This window comes from Rhodococcus sp. 14-2470-1a (assembly GCF_002259425.1).
GTDB classification, from domain to species: domain Bacteria; phylum Actinomycetota; class Actinomycetes; order Mycobacteriales; family Mycobacteriaceae; genus Rhodococcoides; species Rhodococcoides fascians_E.
Window position 1 is genome coordinate 1 of record NZ_NPFZ01000047.1, and the last position, 16703, is coordinate 16703.

16 protein-coding genes and 1 pseudogene are annotated in these 16703 nt (G+C 62.1%); 2 read left to right on the forward strand and 15 right to left on the reverse strand.

The window, feature by feature from the left end; all coding sequences use genetic code 11:
• Window positions 1–365 precede the first annotated feature (365 nt).
• The 11 genes from CH292_RS26205 to CH292_RS29500 form a co-directional block, all read right to left on the reverse strand.
• Complete coding sequence (locus CH292_RS26205) at window positions 366–1718, reverse strand: glucose-6-phosphate dehydrogenase (RefSeq protein WP_094656107.1); 1353 nt, start codon at window positions 1716–1718, stop codon at window positions 366–368.
• Window positions 1715–3592 carry a glycoside hydrolase family 15 protein gene (locus CH292_RS26210; protein ID WP_094656108.1) on the reverse strand — a complete coding sequence of 626 codons (1878 nt, stop codon included), beginning with the start codon at window positions 3590–3592 and terminating at the stop codon, window positions 1715–1717. Before CH292_RS26210 ends, CH292_RS26205 begins: the two co-directional genes overlap by 4 nt.
• Complete coding sequence (locus tag CH292_RS26215; protein ID WP_094656109.1) at window positions 3592–4095, reverse strand: Na+/H+ antiporter subunit E; 504 nt, start codon at window positions 4093–4095, stop codon at window positions 3592–3594. The genes CH292_RS26210 and CH292_RS26215 overlap by 1 nt, the downstream gene beginning before the upstream one ends.
• Window positions 4092–5864, reverse strand: a complete 1773-nt coding sequence (locus tag CH292_RS26220; RefSeq protein ID WP_094656110.1) for a proton-conducting transporter membrane subunit — start codon at window positions 5862–5864, stop codon at window positions 4092–4094. The genes CH292_RS26215 and CH292_RS26220 overlap by 4 nt, the downstream gene beginning before the upstream one ends.
• Window positions 5861–7357, reverse strand: a complete 1497-nt coding sequence (locus CH292_RS26225) for a complex I subunit 5 family protein (RefSeq protein ID WP_094656111.1) — start codon at window positions 7355–7357, stop codon at window positions 5861–5863. Before CH292_RS26225 ends, CH292_RS26220 begins: the two co-directional genes overlap by 4 nt.
• Entirely contained in the window at window positions 7354–8814 is a 1461-nt protein-coding gene (locus tag CH292_RS26230; protein ID WP_094656112.1) for a complex I subunit 5 family protein, read from the reverse strand. The genes CH292_RS26225 and CH292_RS26230 overlap by 4 nt, the downstream gene beginning before the upstream one ends.
• Window positions 8811–9143 carry an NADH-quinone oxidoreductase subunit K gene (locus CH292_RS26235; RefSeq protein ID WP_094656113.1) on the reverse strand — a complete coding sequence of 111 codons (333 nt, stop codon included), beginning with the start codon at window positions 9141–9143 and terminating at the stop codon, window positions 8811–8813. Before CH292_RS26235 ends, CH292_RS26230 begins: the two co-directional genes overlap by 4 nt.
• Window positions 9140–10096, reverse strand: coding sequence for a hydrogenase subunit MbhD domain-containing protein (locus CH292_RS26240; RefSeq protein WP_094656114.1), 957 nt, complete (start codon window positions 10094–10096; stop codon window positions 9140–9142). The genes CH292_RS26235 and CH292_RS26240 overlap by 4 nt, the downstream gene beginning before the upstream one ends.
• Window positions 10093–10380 carry a monovalent cation/H(+) antiporter subunit G gene (locus tag CH292_RS26245; protein ID WP_094656115.1) on the reverse strand — a complete coding sequence of 96 codons (288 nt, stop codon included), beginning with the start codon at window positions 10378–10380 and terminating at the stop codon, window positions 10093–10095. Before CH292_RS26245 ends, CH292_RS26240 begins: the two co-directional genes overlap by 4 nt.
• Window positions 10381–10659: a monovalent cation/H+ antiporter complex subunit F gene (locus tag CH292_RS26250; protein WP_094656116.1), complete on the reverse strand. Its 279-nt coding sequence runs from the start codon at window positions 10657–10659 to the stop codon at window positions 10381–10383.
• A 560-nt stretch (window positions 10660–11219) separates the two neighbouring features.
• Window positions 11220–11354, reverse strand: a complete 135-nt coding sequence (locus tag CH292_RS29500; RefSeq protein WP_256978587.1) for a hypothetical protein — start codon at window positions 11352–11354, stop codon at window positions 11220–11222.
• A gap of 238 nt (window positions 11355–11592) precedes the next feature.
• Here CH292_RS29500 and CH292_RS26255 point away from each other — a divergent pair, with 238 nt between their 5' ends.
• Complete coding sequence (locus tag CH292_RS26255) at window positions 11593–11856, forward strand: hypothetical protein (RefSeq protein ID WP_094656117.1); 264 nt, start codon at window positions 11593–11595, stop codon at window positions 11854–11856.
• Window positions 11857–12013: 157 nt separating this feature from the next.
• On the opposite strand, the gene CH292_RS26260 is transcribed toward CH292_RS26255, so the two are convergent.
• From CH292_RS26260 to CH292_RS26270, 3 genes and pseudogenes are all read right to left on the reverse strand, one after another.
• On the reverse strand, window positions 12014–12724 hold the full coding sequence (locus CH292_RS26260; protein ID WP_218830205.1) for a DNA/RNA non-specific endonuclease: 711 nt from the start codon (window positions 12722–12724) through the stop codon (window positions 12014–12016).
• Between the two features lie 100 nt (window positions 12725–12824).
• Window positions 12825–13211, reverse strand: coding sequence for an Lsr2 family protein (locus tag CH292_RS26265; RefSeq protein ID WP_094656118.1), 387 nt, complete (start codon window positions 13209–13211; stop codon window positions 12825–12827).
• A gap of 104 nt (window positions 13212–13315) precedes the next feature.
• Window positions 13316–13888 (reverse strand): annotated as a pseudogene (locus CH292_RS26270) (IS110 family transposase); the annotation flags it as partial.
• A gap of 1104 nt (window positions 13889–14992) precedes the next feature.
• Between CH292_RS26270 and CH292_RS26275 the strand changes: the two are divergent.
• Entirely contained in the window at window positions 14993–15895 is a 903-nt protein-coding gene (locus tag CH292_RS26275; RefSeq protein ID WP_143545802.1) for a hypothetical protein, read from the forward strand.
• Window positions 15896–16188: 293 nt separating this feature from the next.
• Here the strand turns inward: CH292_RS26275 and CH292_RS28725 are convergent, their stop codons facing one another.
• On the reverse strand, window positions 16189–16482 hold the full coding sequence (locus tag CH292_RS28725; RefSeq protein ID WP_143545803.1) for a hypothetical protein: 294 nt from the start codon (window positions 16480–16482) through the stop codon (window positions 16189–16191).
• Window positions 16483–16703 lie beyond the last annotated feature (221 nt).

A 16703-nucleotide genomic window follows, 5' to 3' on the forward strand; every position in this document is an offset into this window, starting at 1 on the left:
CTTCGGTTTTGACCTTCGACAAGCCAAAACCTAGACGGGGGACGGCGTGTGGCCGCTTAGGCGCGATTAGCGACCCACGAACGTGTCACAAGAGCCAGATGTCTTGACGGTGCGATAACTGTCGGTCACGGATGCAAGCGTCAATGGCCGCCTCCGTCGGTAAGTTTGACAGCAGTCGATATCGCAATTGTGGAGAACTCGATGCTGGTGGGTTGTCTTCCGTTGGGGCAGGGAACGCGCACTCTACTTTCGTAGCCGCACCCCGAGGTTTCGATTGAAGTGTGTTGTTTCAGTGTCTATTTAAAGTATGCGCTTCCGTGCGACCCCGCATGGTGACCGCATGCGCGTGACGGTAGTCCAGGCATCTACAGAAACCTGTCATCCGGGCCGTCCGAGCCCGCCTCGTATTCCTGCAGTGCAATCTCGTTGTTGTCCCATGCGGCGAGTACATCTTCGACGATGCGCCAACTCTGCTCCGCTTCGATGTCGCTGATGGAGAGCGAGGAGTCGCCGGCGAGCATGGTGCGCAGGACGGTTGCGTAGGCGGGCACCGTCGATTCGTGCGGTTCGACGGTGAATGTGTGTCGCTCCAGGTCGAATGGGTCGCCCTCACCGTTGAGGTCGAGATCGAGGGCAATGCCATCGGTGTCGAGTGTGAGTCGTAGCTCATTGGGGTCGGGGTGCGGCCCTTCGAACGGGGAGTGCGGCACGGGCTTGAATCGTACGCATATTTCTTTGCGAACCGCACCGAGCGCTTTGCCGGTTCGTAGCACGAAGGGAACTCCTGTCCACCGCCAATTGTCGATGTACAAGCGCAATTCCGCATACGTCTCGGTGGTGCGCTCGGGGTCGACCCCGTCCTGCTCGGCGTAGTCGCCCAGCGTGCGATCCCCGACGGTGCCCGCGGTGTAACGTGCCCGGATGCTGTCCACCGGGTCGACTGTGCGCACCGACCGCAGTGCGTCGGCCTTTCTGGCGGGCAGAGTCAGCGCGTCGAACGACTGCGGCGGTTCCATTGCGACGAGTGCCAATAGCTGCAGCAGATGGTTCTGCAGCATGTCCCGCAGCGCACCTGCGGTGTCGTAATATCCGGCGCGCCCTTCGAGGCCGAGTTCCTCGTCGTAGACGATCTCGACGGCCTCGACGTGATGGTGGTTCCATACGGGCTCGAACAGCCGGTTGCCGAACCGGAGGCCGAGAACGTTGAGCACTGTTCGCTTGGCGATGAAGTGGTCGATGCGGAACGTAGATGTCTCGGGCACGATGCGGTGCAGAATCTTGTTCAACTCAGCCGCGTCGCTGCGATCCACGCCGAATGGTTTCTCTACCGCGACGACGGATCCTTCGGGTACCGAGATCTCGGCGAGCGCGCGCAGCGTTGCCGCGAAAATGGTGTTGGGTAGCGCCAGATACACCACCACCGGGCCGTCGACACCGTCCAACGCGGTACGCAGGGCGGCAGGGTCGGTGACATCGCCGACGCGATAGCTGGTCCCGTCGATCAAGGCATCCCACGACTTCTCGGTGGACGCGGCTGCATGTTCGCCCAATTGCTCACCCGCCCAAGCCTGATAGGCGTCGTCATCGAAGTCTTGTCGGCCGACTGCCCGAATGTTGGGGATAGCCCCGCCGTCGGCTGCGAGATGGGCCAGGGCCGGCAGTAGCAGTCGGCCGGTGAGATCACCGTCGCCGCCGAGAATTACCAGCGTGTCGATCATGACTGCACGCCGAGCGCCCGTGCGAGTCTATGGCCGCTGGCGATTATGCCGATGTGGCTGAAGGCCTGCGGGAAGTTCCCGAGGAAGGAGCCGTCGGCCGGGTCGATCTCTTCGCTGAGCAGGCCCAGATGATTGGCTCTGGCACAAAGGGATTCGTACAGCGCCACGGCCTCGTCCAGTCGGCCCTGTCCGGTGAGGTTGTCCACCAACCAGAACGAGCAGAGCAGGAATGCGCCCTCCTTGCCGGGTAGACCGTCCGAGGATTCGTCGTGCAGGTATCGGTAGAGCAGGCCGTTGCCTGCGTCCAACCGCTCGACGACCTTGTCCACTGTGGACACCATCCGCGAGTCGTCGAAATCGATGATGCGGCGCAGCGGCAGTGTGAGCAGAGAGCCATCGAGTCCGCCGTGCCCGGTGCCGTTCTCGTCGGCGAGGTGCTCGGTGAACGTATCGGCGTCCTCGTCCCAGGACCGCTCGAGCAGCTCGGCATGGATCTCGTCAGCGGCCTTCTTCCACCGCTCGACAGGGCAGGTGCGGCCCGATATCTCGGCGATCTGCAGTGCACGATCGACTGCAACATGGCACAGCGCAACGGAATAGGTGAACGGCCGGGCCGAGTCGCGGATCTCCCAGATGCCGTGGTCCGGAGTGCGCCACACCCCGATGACGGACTCGGTCAGCTCGGTGAGGATCTCCCACAGGTGGTCGTCGATCTTGCCGCCTGCGCGCGTCCACTGGAAGGCGACGTCGAGCAACTCGCCATAGACATCGTGCTGCGTCTGACCGGCGGCGCCGTTTCCCCACCGAACCGGGGCCGAGCCGCGCCAGCCCTCGAGATCGGGATCCTCGATCTCCTCCTGGGGTTGGCCGCCGTCGAGCGTGTACATGATGGAGGGCTTGCCGTCACGTTCGGCGCAGGTCAGGGTCCAGTTGAGAAATGCGTCCGCCTCGCTGCCGAGACCGATCCGCCGGAGGGCGTAGGTGGAGAACGCGGCGTCGCGCACCCAGGTGTAGCGGTAGTCCCAATTACGCACGCCGCCAACGTGTTCTGGAAGTGACGAGGTGGCTGCCGCCATGATGGCACCGGTCGTGGAATGGTCGAGCAGCTTGAGTGTCAACGCCGATCGGCGCACCAGATGCCGGGCGGGACCTTCGTAGTGCACGTTCGTCATCCAGCGCCGCCACACCTCGGCCGTTTGATCGATCATCGATGCCGGATCGACCCGGGTGCTGAGCGAATTGTCCGGTGACCACACGAGAGTGGTCGAGAAAGCCTCACCGGCCCGCAGTGAGATCGTGGCACCGAGGGAGCCGTCCTCTGCGACTGTCAGATCGTGAGAAGTCCGCAGTCGCAACGTCAGGTCGGGATGGTCCGGTGACGTCAGCGTCCACATACCGCCCTCGCGGCCGAATAGTTGACGCCGACGCGTTGCAAGCCGGACGTCGAGTTCGACAGTGCCGGTGACGACGCGAGCGACTCGAATCAATTCCCGACGGCTCGCGTCGGCGATTTCGGCCAGATCCGCGCCGGACCGTAGCGTCATGGCGTCGGTGATTTGCACGGTGCCGTCGGGGCAGTCGAGGGTGGTGACCAGAACTGCGGTGTCGTGCAGGTATTCCTGTTCACCGCCGGTGAGCCCGCGCGGGGCGATGGAGAACGTGCCACCGATGTTGCGGTCCAGTATTCCGGCAAGATAAGGCGCAGAGTCGAACTGCGGCAGGCACAGCCACGGGATTGTTCCGTCGCGCGCAACGAGCGCGCAGGTTTGACCGTCGCCGATGAGTCCGTGGTCCTCGATCGGAAGGTAGTCCTCGTCCGCGAACGGACGGGTGCGCGGAACCCGGTACGGGCGTTTGTCATGACTCTGCGGCATCAGGATTCAACCTTCGTTTCGGGGTCATCGGGCAAAACCCGGGCGATCATCTCATCGAGCTCTGCGATCTGTGCCCGTATGGGTAGTTCACGGTGCAATACGTGCAAGAGCAGCCCGTCCTCCGACAAATCGACCGACAGAGAACCGGGTGTGAGACAGCTGATGTCGGCGATTGTCACGCGCCCGAGAATGCTGCGAGTCTCGATCGGAACGGTGATGATCTCGGGGTCAACGTCCACGGTGGGCCGGAGTACCCTCTTGGCCACGTCGACCCCTCCGAGGACGGATTGCCGAACGAACCAGCCGATCAAACGAGCGAGCGCAGGTAGTCGACGCAGCAGTGGCGGACTCGGTCTGGGCTGCAGCAGGGCGAGATTCGCTGCGGTGGCACTCAGGGCAGCGAACACCCCGTAGCCGGCCATCGACAGATCGCCCTCGCTGATTGCCCACCACGCCACATACAGGACAAGGAAACGCAGGACAGCGGCACGTAGAACGATCATGACAGCACCGCCGCAGCGACGGTTACAGACAGGACGGCAAGCACTGCTATCCCCGAGGCCGACCAGACGGAGAGCTTGCGCTCGACGGAGTCGGTGGACGCCCCCGCCAAGGTCCCTACTCTACGTACAACTGTGGACAGGCGACGCGTGACTCCCTCGGTGGATACCGCGACGGTGCGTGCGTGTGCGGCGGCGAGTGCGTGTTCGAGCGGGACGATGATGTCGCCGGGTGGAACGATCGTGCCGTCGGGATGGAAGAGGCGGTCGCCGCTGGGGCGTCTGCGCGCGAGCATCAGCGCGGCGGCAGCGACGATCACACCGACGAGTATGGGCCACAGTGCTTCCCAGAGTGTCACGGCGTCGAGCTCGGGGACCGAAAGTAGCGGAGCCCAACGCTCGGCTAGGAGCCAGGTGACCGCGACACCTCCGACCGAGAGCAGGAACCAGGCCCACAGAGCGGGGTCCGCGTGACGCGGTGCAGCCACCGGACCGGTGAGCAGCAGATAGCCGGCCCGCAGCACCAGCAGTGTGGAGACGGTACCGACCCACGGCAGTAAGGAGATCAGATCGAACCCGCCCAGTGACGCCGGGGTGATGGCGTCCTTCGCAGCATATTTGGCAATGGCACCGCTACCGAGCGGAGCACCTGCCACCGCCAACCCGAGCAGGGTCATCACTCCGATCACAGGCCATTTCAAACGTCCGCCGCCGTGAGTCTTCCAGATCGACACCGACAGAAAGAGCCCACCTTTGGCCATCGCGTGGTGCACAGCGTAGACCACCGCGGCCAAGATGCACGCGGCCGCCAACTCAGGTGTAGCCAGAGCAACTCCGACCAATACGGCGAGAAAACCCATTTGCCCGATAGTGCTGTACGCCAACGGAACCTTCGGGTCACGTTGCAGCACACCTACAGGAAGAGCGGCAAACGCACCTAACAGTGCGAAGATCACCAGGGCAAGCCCCCACGCCGGCATCGCCACCTCACCGAGAGGAAGGAACCGAAGCCATCCCACCAATCCGGCTTTGACCATCGCACCACTGAGGACAGCGCTCGCAGGCGGCGGTGCTGCGGGATGGGCGAGTGGGAGCCAGACATGCATCGGTACGATTCCGGCTTTGATCGCGAAACCGGACAATACAAGGGCGACGATGACAGTGCGATTGCCGGACGAAGCTACCGCCGCGGGGGCGTCGGCGATCAGAAGGCCACCTGCCTCGGCGATCAACACGAGCGCCACCAAGATCATCATTTCGCCCAGGATCGTGAGACTCAGGTAGATGCGCCCGGCACGTCTGGCGGGCGCGGATCCGCTGTGCACGATGACCCCGAACGCGGCGATGCTCATGACCGAGAACGACAGGTAGAACGTCACCACATCAGCTGCGACGAAGACTCCGGCATTGCCGACGAAGCACGCGAGCAGAAATGCGATCAGGACATGCTGGCGCGGAAAGGATCTGGAGTGCACTGTAATCACAGCGGTGCTGTAGAGCAGGGCCGCGACAAGTAACAGGGGTCGACCGATACGGTCGACCTCGAGTTCGGTTCCGAGTAGCAGCCACGGCAAACTGACAGTTCCTGCTGCAGGTCCCACAGCCGCAAGAACCACCGTAGGTGCGATCGAAAGTGCAGCCAAGCTGTCGATTCGGCGCCGGCGCAACGCCGTCATGCGCGCGTTGTGTCCGTGGGTCAATGTGAGCGCTGCGATGGTCACTATCGGCGCGCCCGCCGCGCTGATCCACAATAATGCCTGCATGGTACTCATACGCCGTATATTCCTTCGGTTATCACACGTGCCAGATTCAGCGGCGAGAACTGCACTCCGGCAAGCACACCCACCACAATAGTTGCGACTGCGGTGAGTACGACGGGCCCGAGCATCGGCAGCGTTGCCTCGAAGCGACCGCGTCCATGGTCGGTCCAAGTCTCCGGTTCCGGCGTCAACCACCACATGCGGTAGATGATCGGCAAGAAGTACGCGGCATTGAGCAGGCTCGAGATGACAAGAACCGCTACAACCCAGTACTGCCCGGCGTCGACCGAACCGGTTGCCAGATACCACTTGCTCAGGAACCCGGCCATCGGCGGAATGCCTATCATTCCCACCGCGGCCACCGAGAATGCCGCGCATGTCCACGGCATGCGCCTACCGACCCCCGAGAGTTGACTGATCTTGGTCAGTCCCAACGTCTCCGCTAATAGACCGGCGCAGAAGAACATGGTGATCTTCATCAGGCCCTGATTGACGATGTGCGCGATGGCTCCGGTGGTTGCGAGCACGCTGGTGATCGAGACACCGAGTGTCACGTAGGCGACCTGGCTCACGGTCGAGAAGGCCAGTCGCGCCTTGAGTCCGTCCTGTCGGAGGGCCTGTACGGATCCGTAGACGATGGTAACGGACGCAAGGACGGTAAGTGGGGTGAGCACCCCGAGTTCGGCGGCGACTTCGATACCGTAGATGTAGTCGACAAGCAGCACGATGCCGAACACGCCGGCCTTGACGACGGCCACCGCGTGCAGAAGCGAACTGACCGGGGCGGGTGCGACCATCGCGCGCGGCAGCCAACCGTGCAGCGGAAACAGAGCAGCCTTGACGCCGAGCCCGGCGAGGATGAGGACGAAGATGGCGATTGCCGTCGCCGGCTTCTCGGCTGCAAATGCAGCCATCTCCGGGCTGCCGCGATCCGAAAAGTCGACCGACCCGATCTCCGCTGTCAACCACACGATTCCGAGAAGAATGGACAGGCCACCGACAAGCGTGTACGTGAGATACGTACGACCGCCCGCCAACGCTTCCTTCGTCCGGTTGTGAATCACCAGTGGATAGGTGGCAAGAGTGAGCAGCTCGTAGAAGATCAGGAACGTCACCGGATTACCCGCCAGCGCAACGCCACTCGTCGCTGCAACACAGAGGCCGAAGAAGCCGAAGAAGCGACTCCGCTCCGGCGACCCACCGAAGTAACCGATGGCGTAGATGGTGGTGAGGAGCCACAGAACGGCCGACAGTGCCAAGAAATACAGCGCGAACGGTTCCACGCGCAAGACCAGGTCGATACCGGGAACGAACGACGAGCGCCACTCGAAGCGCTCACCGTCGACCGCTGCGCCGATCAAGCTACCGACGAGCAGGACCTTTGCGACCGCACCCGCCAGGTTGAGAATCGTACGCAGCCTTTCACGATCCTCGGGAACGAAGAATACGACCAGACCGGGAACGAGCGAGGTCGCCAGAATCAGCAACGGAAGATATTGCGTCACTGCAGTACCCCCGAAAGGTCGGTGAGGCTCAGAACTAGTGAACCCTGCACCCCGAGCACCACGACCGACGCAGCAAGAACCAGAGGCACCCACTCCATCCGGCGCGGCGGCCGCGTCCACGCGACCTCATCCCGAACCGGAGCCATGGTGATCGCGACGACGCGCACGGTGTACGAGAACGTCGCGACTCCGCCCACGAGAACGAACGCGAGCCACCACCACTGGCCGGACTCGAGGGTGGAGCTCAGTATCTGCCACTTGCCGGTGAACGCCAGTGTCGGCGGCAGACCGGCCAAAGAAACACCCGCAACGGCGAATGCGAACACTGCCCGCGGATTACGTACCGACGCACCCTGCATAGACGAAAGGTCGTCGGTACCGTGCGCGAAGGTGAGTGCTCCGGCAGCGGAGAACATCGCAGCCTTGGCGAGTCCATGCGCTATCAAGAAGACCAACACGCCCTGAAACCCCAGTGCCGCAGCCTCGATCGCTGCAGGCTCGGCGTCGGGAAGCAGCCCTGGTGCCACAATCGGAAAGAGCAGAAAGAAATATCCCACCTGCGCGACTGTCGAGTACGCCACTACCCGCTTCAAGCTGCTCTGACGCAGAGCCGCCACCGATCCCCACAGCAATGCGACGGCACCCAACACCCCGACCACCTGTGCCAGTGCGACGACGATATCCGACGCCGGTAGCGAGATCCACAATCGAACCAGAACGTAGAACGATGCCTTGATCACCAGGGCGGACATCAACGGGCTTACGGCAGAGGGTGATCCGGCGTGCGCGGGAGGTAGCCATGCGTGCAGGGGCCACAACGCCGTCTTGAGCCCCAGACCGACGGTGGCGACCACCAGCGCAGTCGTGACACCGATTCCGGGCGTGAGCGCGGCACTCACGTCGGCGATCGAGAGGGTGCCGGCCTCGGAGTAGATCAGTGCGACGGCGATCAGGAAGCCCAGTGAACCGAGGATTCCGACGAACAGGTAGCGCAACGAAGGAGCGAGTGAATTACGGCCACCGATCGCCACCAACCCGACGGCTGCGACGGTGACAAGTTCCAGCGCCACATAGGTATTGAAGAGGTCGGCGGCGATATAAACGGCGTCGAGTCCGGCCCAGAGCAGCATCCACAATGGCCAGAAGAAGCGGTTGCCCCTGGCCTTCTCGGTCGCCGACGCGTAGATCGCGATGGCGGATCCGACCACTGCTGTGAGGAGCAGCATCGCCGCACTCAGGCCGTCGACGCGCAGTCCGATTCCGACAGGCTGCGCCCATCCGGAGAGCTCGGTCGATACCGGCGCACCGCCGAGAACCGTACGTGTGACAGCGATCGACAAGCCCAGTACCGCGACAGAACACACGGCAGTCACGGCCGCGCCCCACCGCGGCAACATCACGGCCAGTGATGCGCCGATCAGCGGCGCGAATATCAGGAGAGGGAGCCAGGTACTCACGAGTCACTCTCGGCTTGTTCGTCGTTTCTGTTCGTATCGTTGGTGTTCGCGTCGATGAGGTCGTTGGCTTCGATGTGGCGGGCCAGCGCCAGTGCCAATCCGCTAAGGCTGACCGTGATGACGATGCCGGTCAACGCCAATGCGTGCAGTACCGAATCTGGCCGACCGGTGTCCGGTGCGGCCAAGGCGATCAGGATGATCAGGGTGCCGGCGCCCGCGACGTTCACTGCAACGACACGGCGAACGAGATCGGTCGTCAGCAAGACGCGTACGGAGCCGAGTACGAAGAGGGCTGCGCCAAGCGCGAGGTACCACTCGGACCGGGTCATCGGCTCTGTCCGGACTTATCGAGGGATGAATACGAGTAAGCAGGATGTCGACCGGCCAGGTAGAGCAACGCCAGTCCGACGCCGATGGTCGCGGTCAGCACCGCCTCGATGGCGAGTACGACCCACGAGCCCCAGGGTGATTGAAGAACGAACCAACCGTCGCCCAGGACTACGGTGAGCACGGCGGCGACCAGGAACCCGATGAGACCGGCCGTCAGAGACAAGTTTGTCCAGCGGCCTCCAAGCAATACCGTTCGACCGGACAGGTGCAGCAACAACAGCGCGCCGGTGACGACGGCTCCAGCTTGGAAGGCGCCACCCGGGCGGCTGGAACCGGCGAAAAGAAACCACGCAGCGACCAGCACTACAACCGGGATGAGGAAGCGCACGAAGCCATCGAACGTCGGACGCTGATCAGCCTCCTGCGGGCCGACACGAAGAACTCCACCCGGATGAAGCGAAAGCGCGACCACCACCGCGGTGAAGAGCACGGCAATTTCGAGGAGGGTGTCATATGAGCGGAATTCGAGAAGGACGGCAGTGACTAGATGAGGAACCACCGCTTCGTCAAGAGGCAATGCACGACCCACTGCGGGAGACCCGTTCCCGGCCCGGGTCGCACCGATGAAGGCGGCGCCCAGACCGCCAGCAACGCCGAGACCGAATGCAATCTCGGCAGCGGCGGCGACCCGGCGGATAGGCGCCGGCCGGTCCCCGACGCGCCCGCCGGTGGTCGCGGCCATCAGCAGCGCGCCGGTTACGCCGGAGGCAATAGCGGCCTCGGCCAGTGCAATATCGGGCGCACCCAGACGGGCCCACAGAACGGTCAGCAGTACGCCGAGAGCCAGGAATATGGCGACGGCGGTGATGCGCTCGCGCGCGAACAAAGCCACCAGTGCGGTGCCGAGGACACCCATGCCTATGAGCACGTCGATAACAGCTGCTGCCGTCATAGCTTCGGCTCCGATCGACCAGCGCTACGCGCAAGCAGAGCAGCAGCAGTTGCAGCGGAGAGTAGAGCGAGACCCCAGATGATGAACAGTTTCGCTGACACCGCTGCCGAACCCGACTGCAGAATGAGACCGAGAACAACGAAGCCCAGTCCGACGTTGTCAGCTTTGGTCAGTGCGTGCAACCTGCTGAGATAGTCCGGAAAACGCAGAACACCGATCGAACCGGCCGCATAGAAAAACAGTCCGACGACGACAAGAACGACAGTAGCGATGTCCAGAATCATTCAGACCGTCCCAGCATCGTCTTCGCTGCGCTCGTCTGGCAGCAGATCGCGCTGCCGCTCGCCGACGATGCGCACAGCGACCATCAGAGCGGCCACCACGGCCAGGGCAAGTGCGGCATCGCGAAGGGCGGCAGTATCAATGGCCTGAGCAAGCACGAGGAGTACGGCGACGCCGGTGGTGGACACCAGGGCCAAAGCCATCACTCGATCACGATCAGAGGGGCCGAGCACGACCCTGACGAGGCTGACCAGCAAACTCAGCAGCAGAAGCGCAGACACGATAATGAGGAATGTATCGATGACGTCGTCCTCGATTCAGCGCTTCGACTCGGCGCCCGAGGCAGCGCGGGCACAGAGCACGTCGTTGTTTTCGCTCATGCCCTTCCCTTCTCGATCCCATGTCTGCACGTGGTACCCAAACTTCCAGACCGTCTTTACCCGCGGTCGCCACATCTAACCATTCCGGACATTTCAACCTTGCGATCGATGGATATCGGGACCGTCGGCGCATTAGCTGTCCGCCTAGAATGCCAGTCCCCCCCAGTCATTTACCGCACCCCAGGGTTCCCTCTCACAGCACCGACAGGCCCTGATATGAGTCGACAGCTGAATCAATCTTCGCGAATATCGGCACAATCGGACTGGTATCGCTGCCGGATCGCGCGGTACGGCCGACAGTGAAGATTGCCAACACCTTGGCAGAGTCCCACTTCAGCCCTCGTCCACTCTTCGTGCTCAGCTAACCGTGAGGCTCACGCGCGATCGTCCGTGTGCATTACCGAAACGGGTGCGGGTTCGCAGCAGTGCCTCGGCGGATATGGCAGGCGCCGAGCCTGCCGTCAGCCGCGGTTCGGCCGCGCGGTGGTGGAGTTCGCGCCGGCGTGGTCCACACCGATCCCGCGCACGAACGTGGTGGTGTGGCGCCGCGCGGTCAACGGCCAATCCAGCGATGAATGCAGGGGCCGTCCGATCATCGTTGCGCGCACAATGACGTCGAGCGTGATGACGTCTGAGCGGATGGTGCCGTCCGCTCAGACGTCACGCGGTCCGATGCGCCTCCACTGCGTCGACGATGCGATCGCGCGCACGCAGAGCGTGGTGATCGAGCAACGGCGGGTGCCGCGCAGAGGAAGGATCAGGTGATCGGCAACCGCAAGGCACTCCACCAGGTATGCCTCGATCGCAGCGGGACCGCGCAGCCCGGCCGCTCTGATGCGTTCGAAGGCGATCGACGGCGGCGATCCGCTCGGTGGCCGCTTCATCCCCAGTTTCGTCATCGATGCGCTCTACACCGGCGACACCGAGGTGACGATCTGCGGCCGCAACGCGCGGACGGCGTTCGATCATGCACTTGCTGCGGAGATCCCGACGGTCGAGTTGCTCGTCGAGCATCGCGGCGGTGGCGATGAGACGTGGGTGAAGGAGAACGGAGTCGTGGTGTACTCCGAAGGTGCGGCCGAACACCGCGCTCCCTGACCCGTGGCCTTCCTGGAGCCGCCTTTCGCGAAACCGACCTGCCTGTCAGAGAACAATATCGGTGTAGGAAGCCAGTTCGGTCCACCGCCCAGGCCCCAACCGCGCCGCAGGCTGAAGCGCATACCGATCCGCTGCGACGAGTTGGTTCATCGACAGTTCAGTGGCTACGACGATGTCCTCGATCGGTACTTGGAAGGTCCGGTACGGGCCGAGCGGGGGGAGTAGCGGTGTCGGCACTGGCGGGGCGTTCGAGGATCGGGCCCAGCGACGGTGTTTGATCGAGGACGTACCCGGTCGCCGCGAGCTCCGACTCTTGTTCCCAGGCAGCGATTTTGAAGAACCGGCGGGGGATTGCCACACCCCGGTACACCGGGTCGTCGGCGGCGAAGATGCAGCCGGAGAACACCGACAGCCGCTGGCCGTACTGACGGGCGTGTTCGAGCACGTAGTCCTCCAGGCCGAGCCACAAGGTTTTCGACTGGTTCAGGGTCGCTGTCTGGGGTGCGCACACGGTGTAGTGGAAGGTGTCGGCGTTGGCCTGCTCGGCGATCGCGGAGGTGCCCCAGACGGGGTCGGGGCGGCGCACCAAGTGTCCGCGGTCGAGATCGTTTCTGGCGTACAGCTCCGGTCCGGCCTGCTGCGTAGCCAGCAACCTCGGATCGAGTCGCCAATCGTCACCGCGCTCGACCTCCCGCAGCCCGGATCCGTCGATGTTCACCGCCGTGGATGCTGCGAGACGCCGGGCGGGGTCGATCCCGACGGTGAAGTGCGTGTACGGCAGCACGGCCAGCCCGGACCGCGTGGGCGCATCGAGTTCGATGGTGGGCAGGAACGCGGGGGTCATAGCCTGCGGGTCTACGCCGTCCATGCGTCGAGCGGAGTCTTGATCAGTGCGCGCTAGTCGCTACGTGTTTAACTCGGGACATCGGTGGGCGGACCGGAGTCCGCGCCGCCGGTTCCGGGATGACTCAGTGTGATGTGTTGTACGCTTCTTCGATGTCTGCTGGAATTCGGCCACGTTCGCTGATGTCATAACCCTGGTCGACTGCCCATTGGCGGATCGCCCGGGTCTGCTCAGGATCGCGCTTCGGCTTCGAATTTGTTGCTGCGGAACCGGACTCTGCAGAAGGGGTAACAGCACCGGCTGGAGAGGGGCGCCGCCTGCGCCCACCGACCCGGGTGGCGTGCTCGATGTAGTAGTCGAGCTTGCGGTGAAATTCGGTGGCGTTCTTGTTTCTCAGGTCGATGACATAGTCGACGCCAGACACACTGAACTCGATCGATTCTCCGGTGCCGTCATCGATGATTGTCTCGTCGATATCGTCGACCAATTGGACAGTTGTTTTCTTTGCCACAGCGCGGTGCTGCCTTTCATGATAAGAATCTGACGTCGAAATTTTGACTTGACCAGAACAATCCTACAGCGAAATCATAACCTCCGAACCTGCACTGCGGCGCAAATTCCGGCGGGGCCACCGCATCGGGAGAGGATCTCGACCACGGCAGGGTGCGTGACCCGCGGTCCGAGGACTCGCTCGAGTGCGGGATGAATACCGTTGAGCAGTCCGCGAATTCGGTTTCTGACACGGGTCGCTTCGCCTGGCGAGGTCGTCATCGAAACCGATCAGAACACCGAGCTCGGCGAGCGTGTCGTCGCCGGTGTCGACGCGCCGCAGCGTGTGGGGCATGGTCCTGGCGGTGTCGGCGATGATGAACGCGTCCAGCGCATCTGTCTTGGCCTGTCCGGGATACAGATCTGCGATTCGGCGTATCGACAGTCCTGGAAGGTACGCCACTTGATGACCGCAGGAGCGGGCGACGGTCACCGGTAGGGCGCCGATCGTGTTGGGCTGATCGACCACGATCAACAACGGCCCGTGCACTGCGAGACGGTCGAACACAGTGCGTAGACGAGCCTCGTCGTTGGGTAGGGCTTGTCGTATAGGCGGGTGCCGTCGGCGGCGAGACCGACAGCGTGGTGTTCGGATTTCCCCACGTCAATGCCGCAAAACACGGCGTAACTCGTGTCCATGAAGCAGTCCTTCGTCCGGTTTACCACCGGTCGCCGATCCGACATCGATACCCGACACCCACGTTATGAAGAGACCTGCTCAGGATCAGCGGCCCTGTCCCTATCAGCGGTTCATCGATGCCACCACACCCAGCGACACCACCCCCCCCGGATCATTGATGACAGGGGCAAGAAGTCATACCAGGTCTGGCGACCGCAGCCCTCGGTTTCAAGGACCGCCTAAAAGATAATGGGCGACTCAAACGCGATGGCTACGGTATCGCTGTGTAGACGAAGGACGGCTGGTCTGCACCGCGGATTGAAGGACCAACTATTCATCAACCGAATAGTAAATACATTGGCTTCGGCTTATATCGAGTTCAGATAGTGTTCAATTAGCTACATTGCGTCGATAAGCACGGTGAAATCAATGAACATAAGTCGAGCAATTCACGACGGATGGTCATTTGAGGTATTTAGAACAGCAGGCTCGACGTAGCCATCACCTGATGCCCGCCGCTGGACGGAACGAGACCAAGCGTGACTGAAACTGGACATGGTCCCTGTTGGTGACTCGACGCGAATCCACCAGGACCGTGGTAGTCGAATTCCATGCACGCTGGCTGCTGACTCATCAGGGGCCAGAGTTGCCTTGTTGGCTCCAATTCCCGCCCCGGAGCAGGACATCGGCGACCGGCAAAGGACGGGGTACGCAGCCCTCGCGCGACATCACCCGATCCTCCACGGCATGCTCACGATACGCCGACCCCTCCACACATACATGGTGGATCCGCCTTTCCGTGGCCGCATCCACCATCTCGTTGTGGACCGTACAAGCAGTGTTCCTTCAGAATTAACCTGCAACCGAGCGCTTTTCGGTAGTCGGATGACTCGATTCCCATGATCCTGATCACTAAATAGTCCTGACCGGTGGACCGGTAGGCCCCTGTCGCCCAGGTGGGACTCGGATTTACACGTAAATTGGACAGTGAGAGCAACTTTCCTTGAGATTCAAGACCTGGCCGAATCCGCCCGCTCTCTCTTACTTTGATCTGGCGCGGATCGATCGGAACCGGTGGCGTCGACCGTGCACCCCGCCCGAACGGAAAGCTTGGAGTTTTGAATATGAACGAAATCGGTCGTCGCAAGTTGTTGACGGGAAGCGCAGCACTACTGGCAGGCGGCGCAGCGAGTTCCCTAGGCCTTGGACTTGCACCGCGTGCACTAGCGTCTCAGCGAAAGTACACCGTGCTGCATTTCCAAATTGGTGCTGGCCACCAGGAATTGATCGCTACCAACTTCGGCGGAGGTACTCTCGGGGCGCAATGGGTTGACGGCTCCAACATCATCCAGCAAGCCCGCTTCGACTACAACGGCGGCACTCAATACTGGTCGAAGATCGGTGGCGCGCGTGGACGATTGTTGCCAATGCGTCCGATCGACCCCAGGGTCGGAATCTTCGAAGCACGGCGAGGACAATTGGAAACATCCCGCATCAACGTCAACGGGTTCGGTGCCCTAGTCTATCGTGAGAACGGCATTCTGTACGTCCGGGTCCAGGTGGTCGGGGCGAACGGAATGCGGTATTACACACAAACTTTGCGAACACACAACACCGGTCCAGTCCAGTCTGCGCTCGACGCTTTCTTGGATACGGCCTACCAACTCAATCTGCAATACGCAAACTACCGCGTCGCGGCCGCACAGTGGGGTGCCGCTGCGCTCCCCGGCATCGCTGTCGGCGCTGGAGGCCTGATCGTGGCCGGGGCGACCCCTGTCACAATAATCGCTCTAATTGCGGCCGCGACTGCGGCGACGATCGGTATCGTTGGCAACATCCGCACCCAGATGAATACATATATGACTACCTACAATGTCATGATCGATAGGTTCCAGCGATTGATGGCTGCAGCCAATCACCCCGTTCCAGATATAGCAGGTTACAATGTGGGTAATATGACCTGGAATAGATATTACGTAACAGATAGTGCCGCACCTCCTTTCGAGGTGTTGAGCATTCCCCGATAAATGGACAATCGCCCGGTCCACTTCGGCCATTTCTCGATCAACTACTTGTCACACCGTCAACGTGGTTTGACCCAACGAGGACGCGCCACGACAATTTCGGTTGTTGCGGCGGGTCTGAATCCGGCAGCGAGTAACACGTCCCGTATCAACTCGGCCCTGTGCCTGTCTTTTTCGATTCGGTATCGGTAGCGCTGTTCGGGGGGTCGTTGGTTTGTTGTTTGAGGGAGGTCGGCAGCTGACGCCACCGCGATACGCACGGGGTAAGGTAATCGACAGTTCAAGTTCTGTATCGGTCAGCCACCGAAAGCATTCTGATAAATTGACCGAAGTTCATCGGTGGACGGGCCGCTCTGTCCACACGTCGCGATGACGCCGTCGTCGGCCGAGATCAGATAGGACTGTCCGTCGATCAATTCGCCGATGGTGAATTCGGATGGCAAATCTGCGGGCTGCTGTGGAATTCCTACCGTGTCTTCTACGTTGCCAGTGAATCGCTGGGTGACGTTTAGTTTCACCTGGCCGTCGACGATATCGGTGACCGTGGCCTCGAAAGCAACTTGTCGGTATCGGAGTCCTTCGGTGGTCACTGCGGCGCAACTCGTCGATGGAGCGCCCGCGGTCGCAGTGGGCGTGGTGAGAGTTGTCATGGCCGAACCTCCGGTGCCGACGCTCACCGCTAATACCGTTGCGGCGGATGCGGTTGCGATGCCGACGAGCGCCCACCGATTACGCTTCCGATGTATGGGACTGACGGTATCAGTGGTGTCACGAAGCTTTCGACGGTCGGCCGAGATTGCGCCGTTCAGTC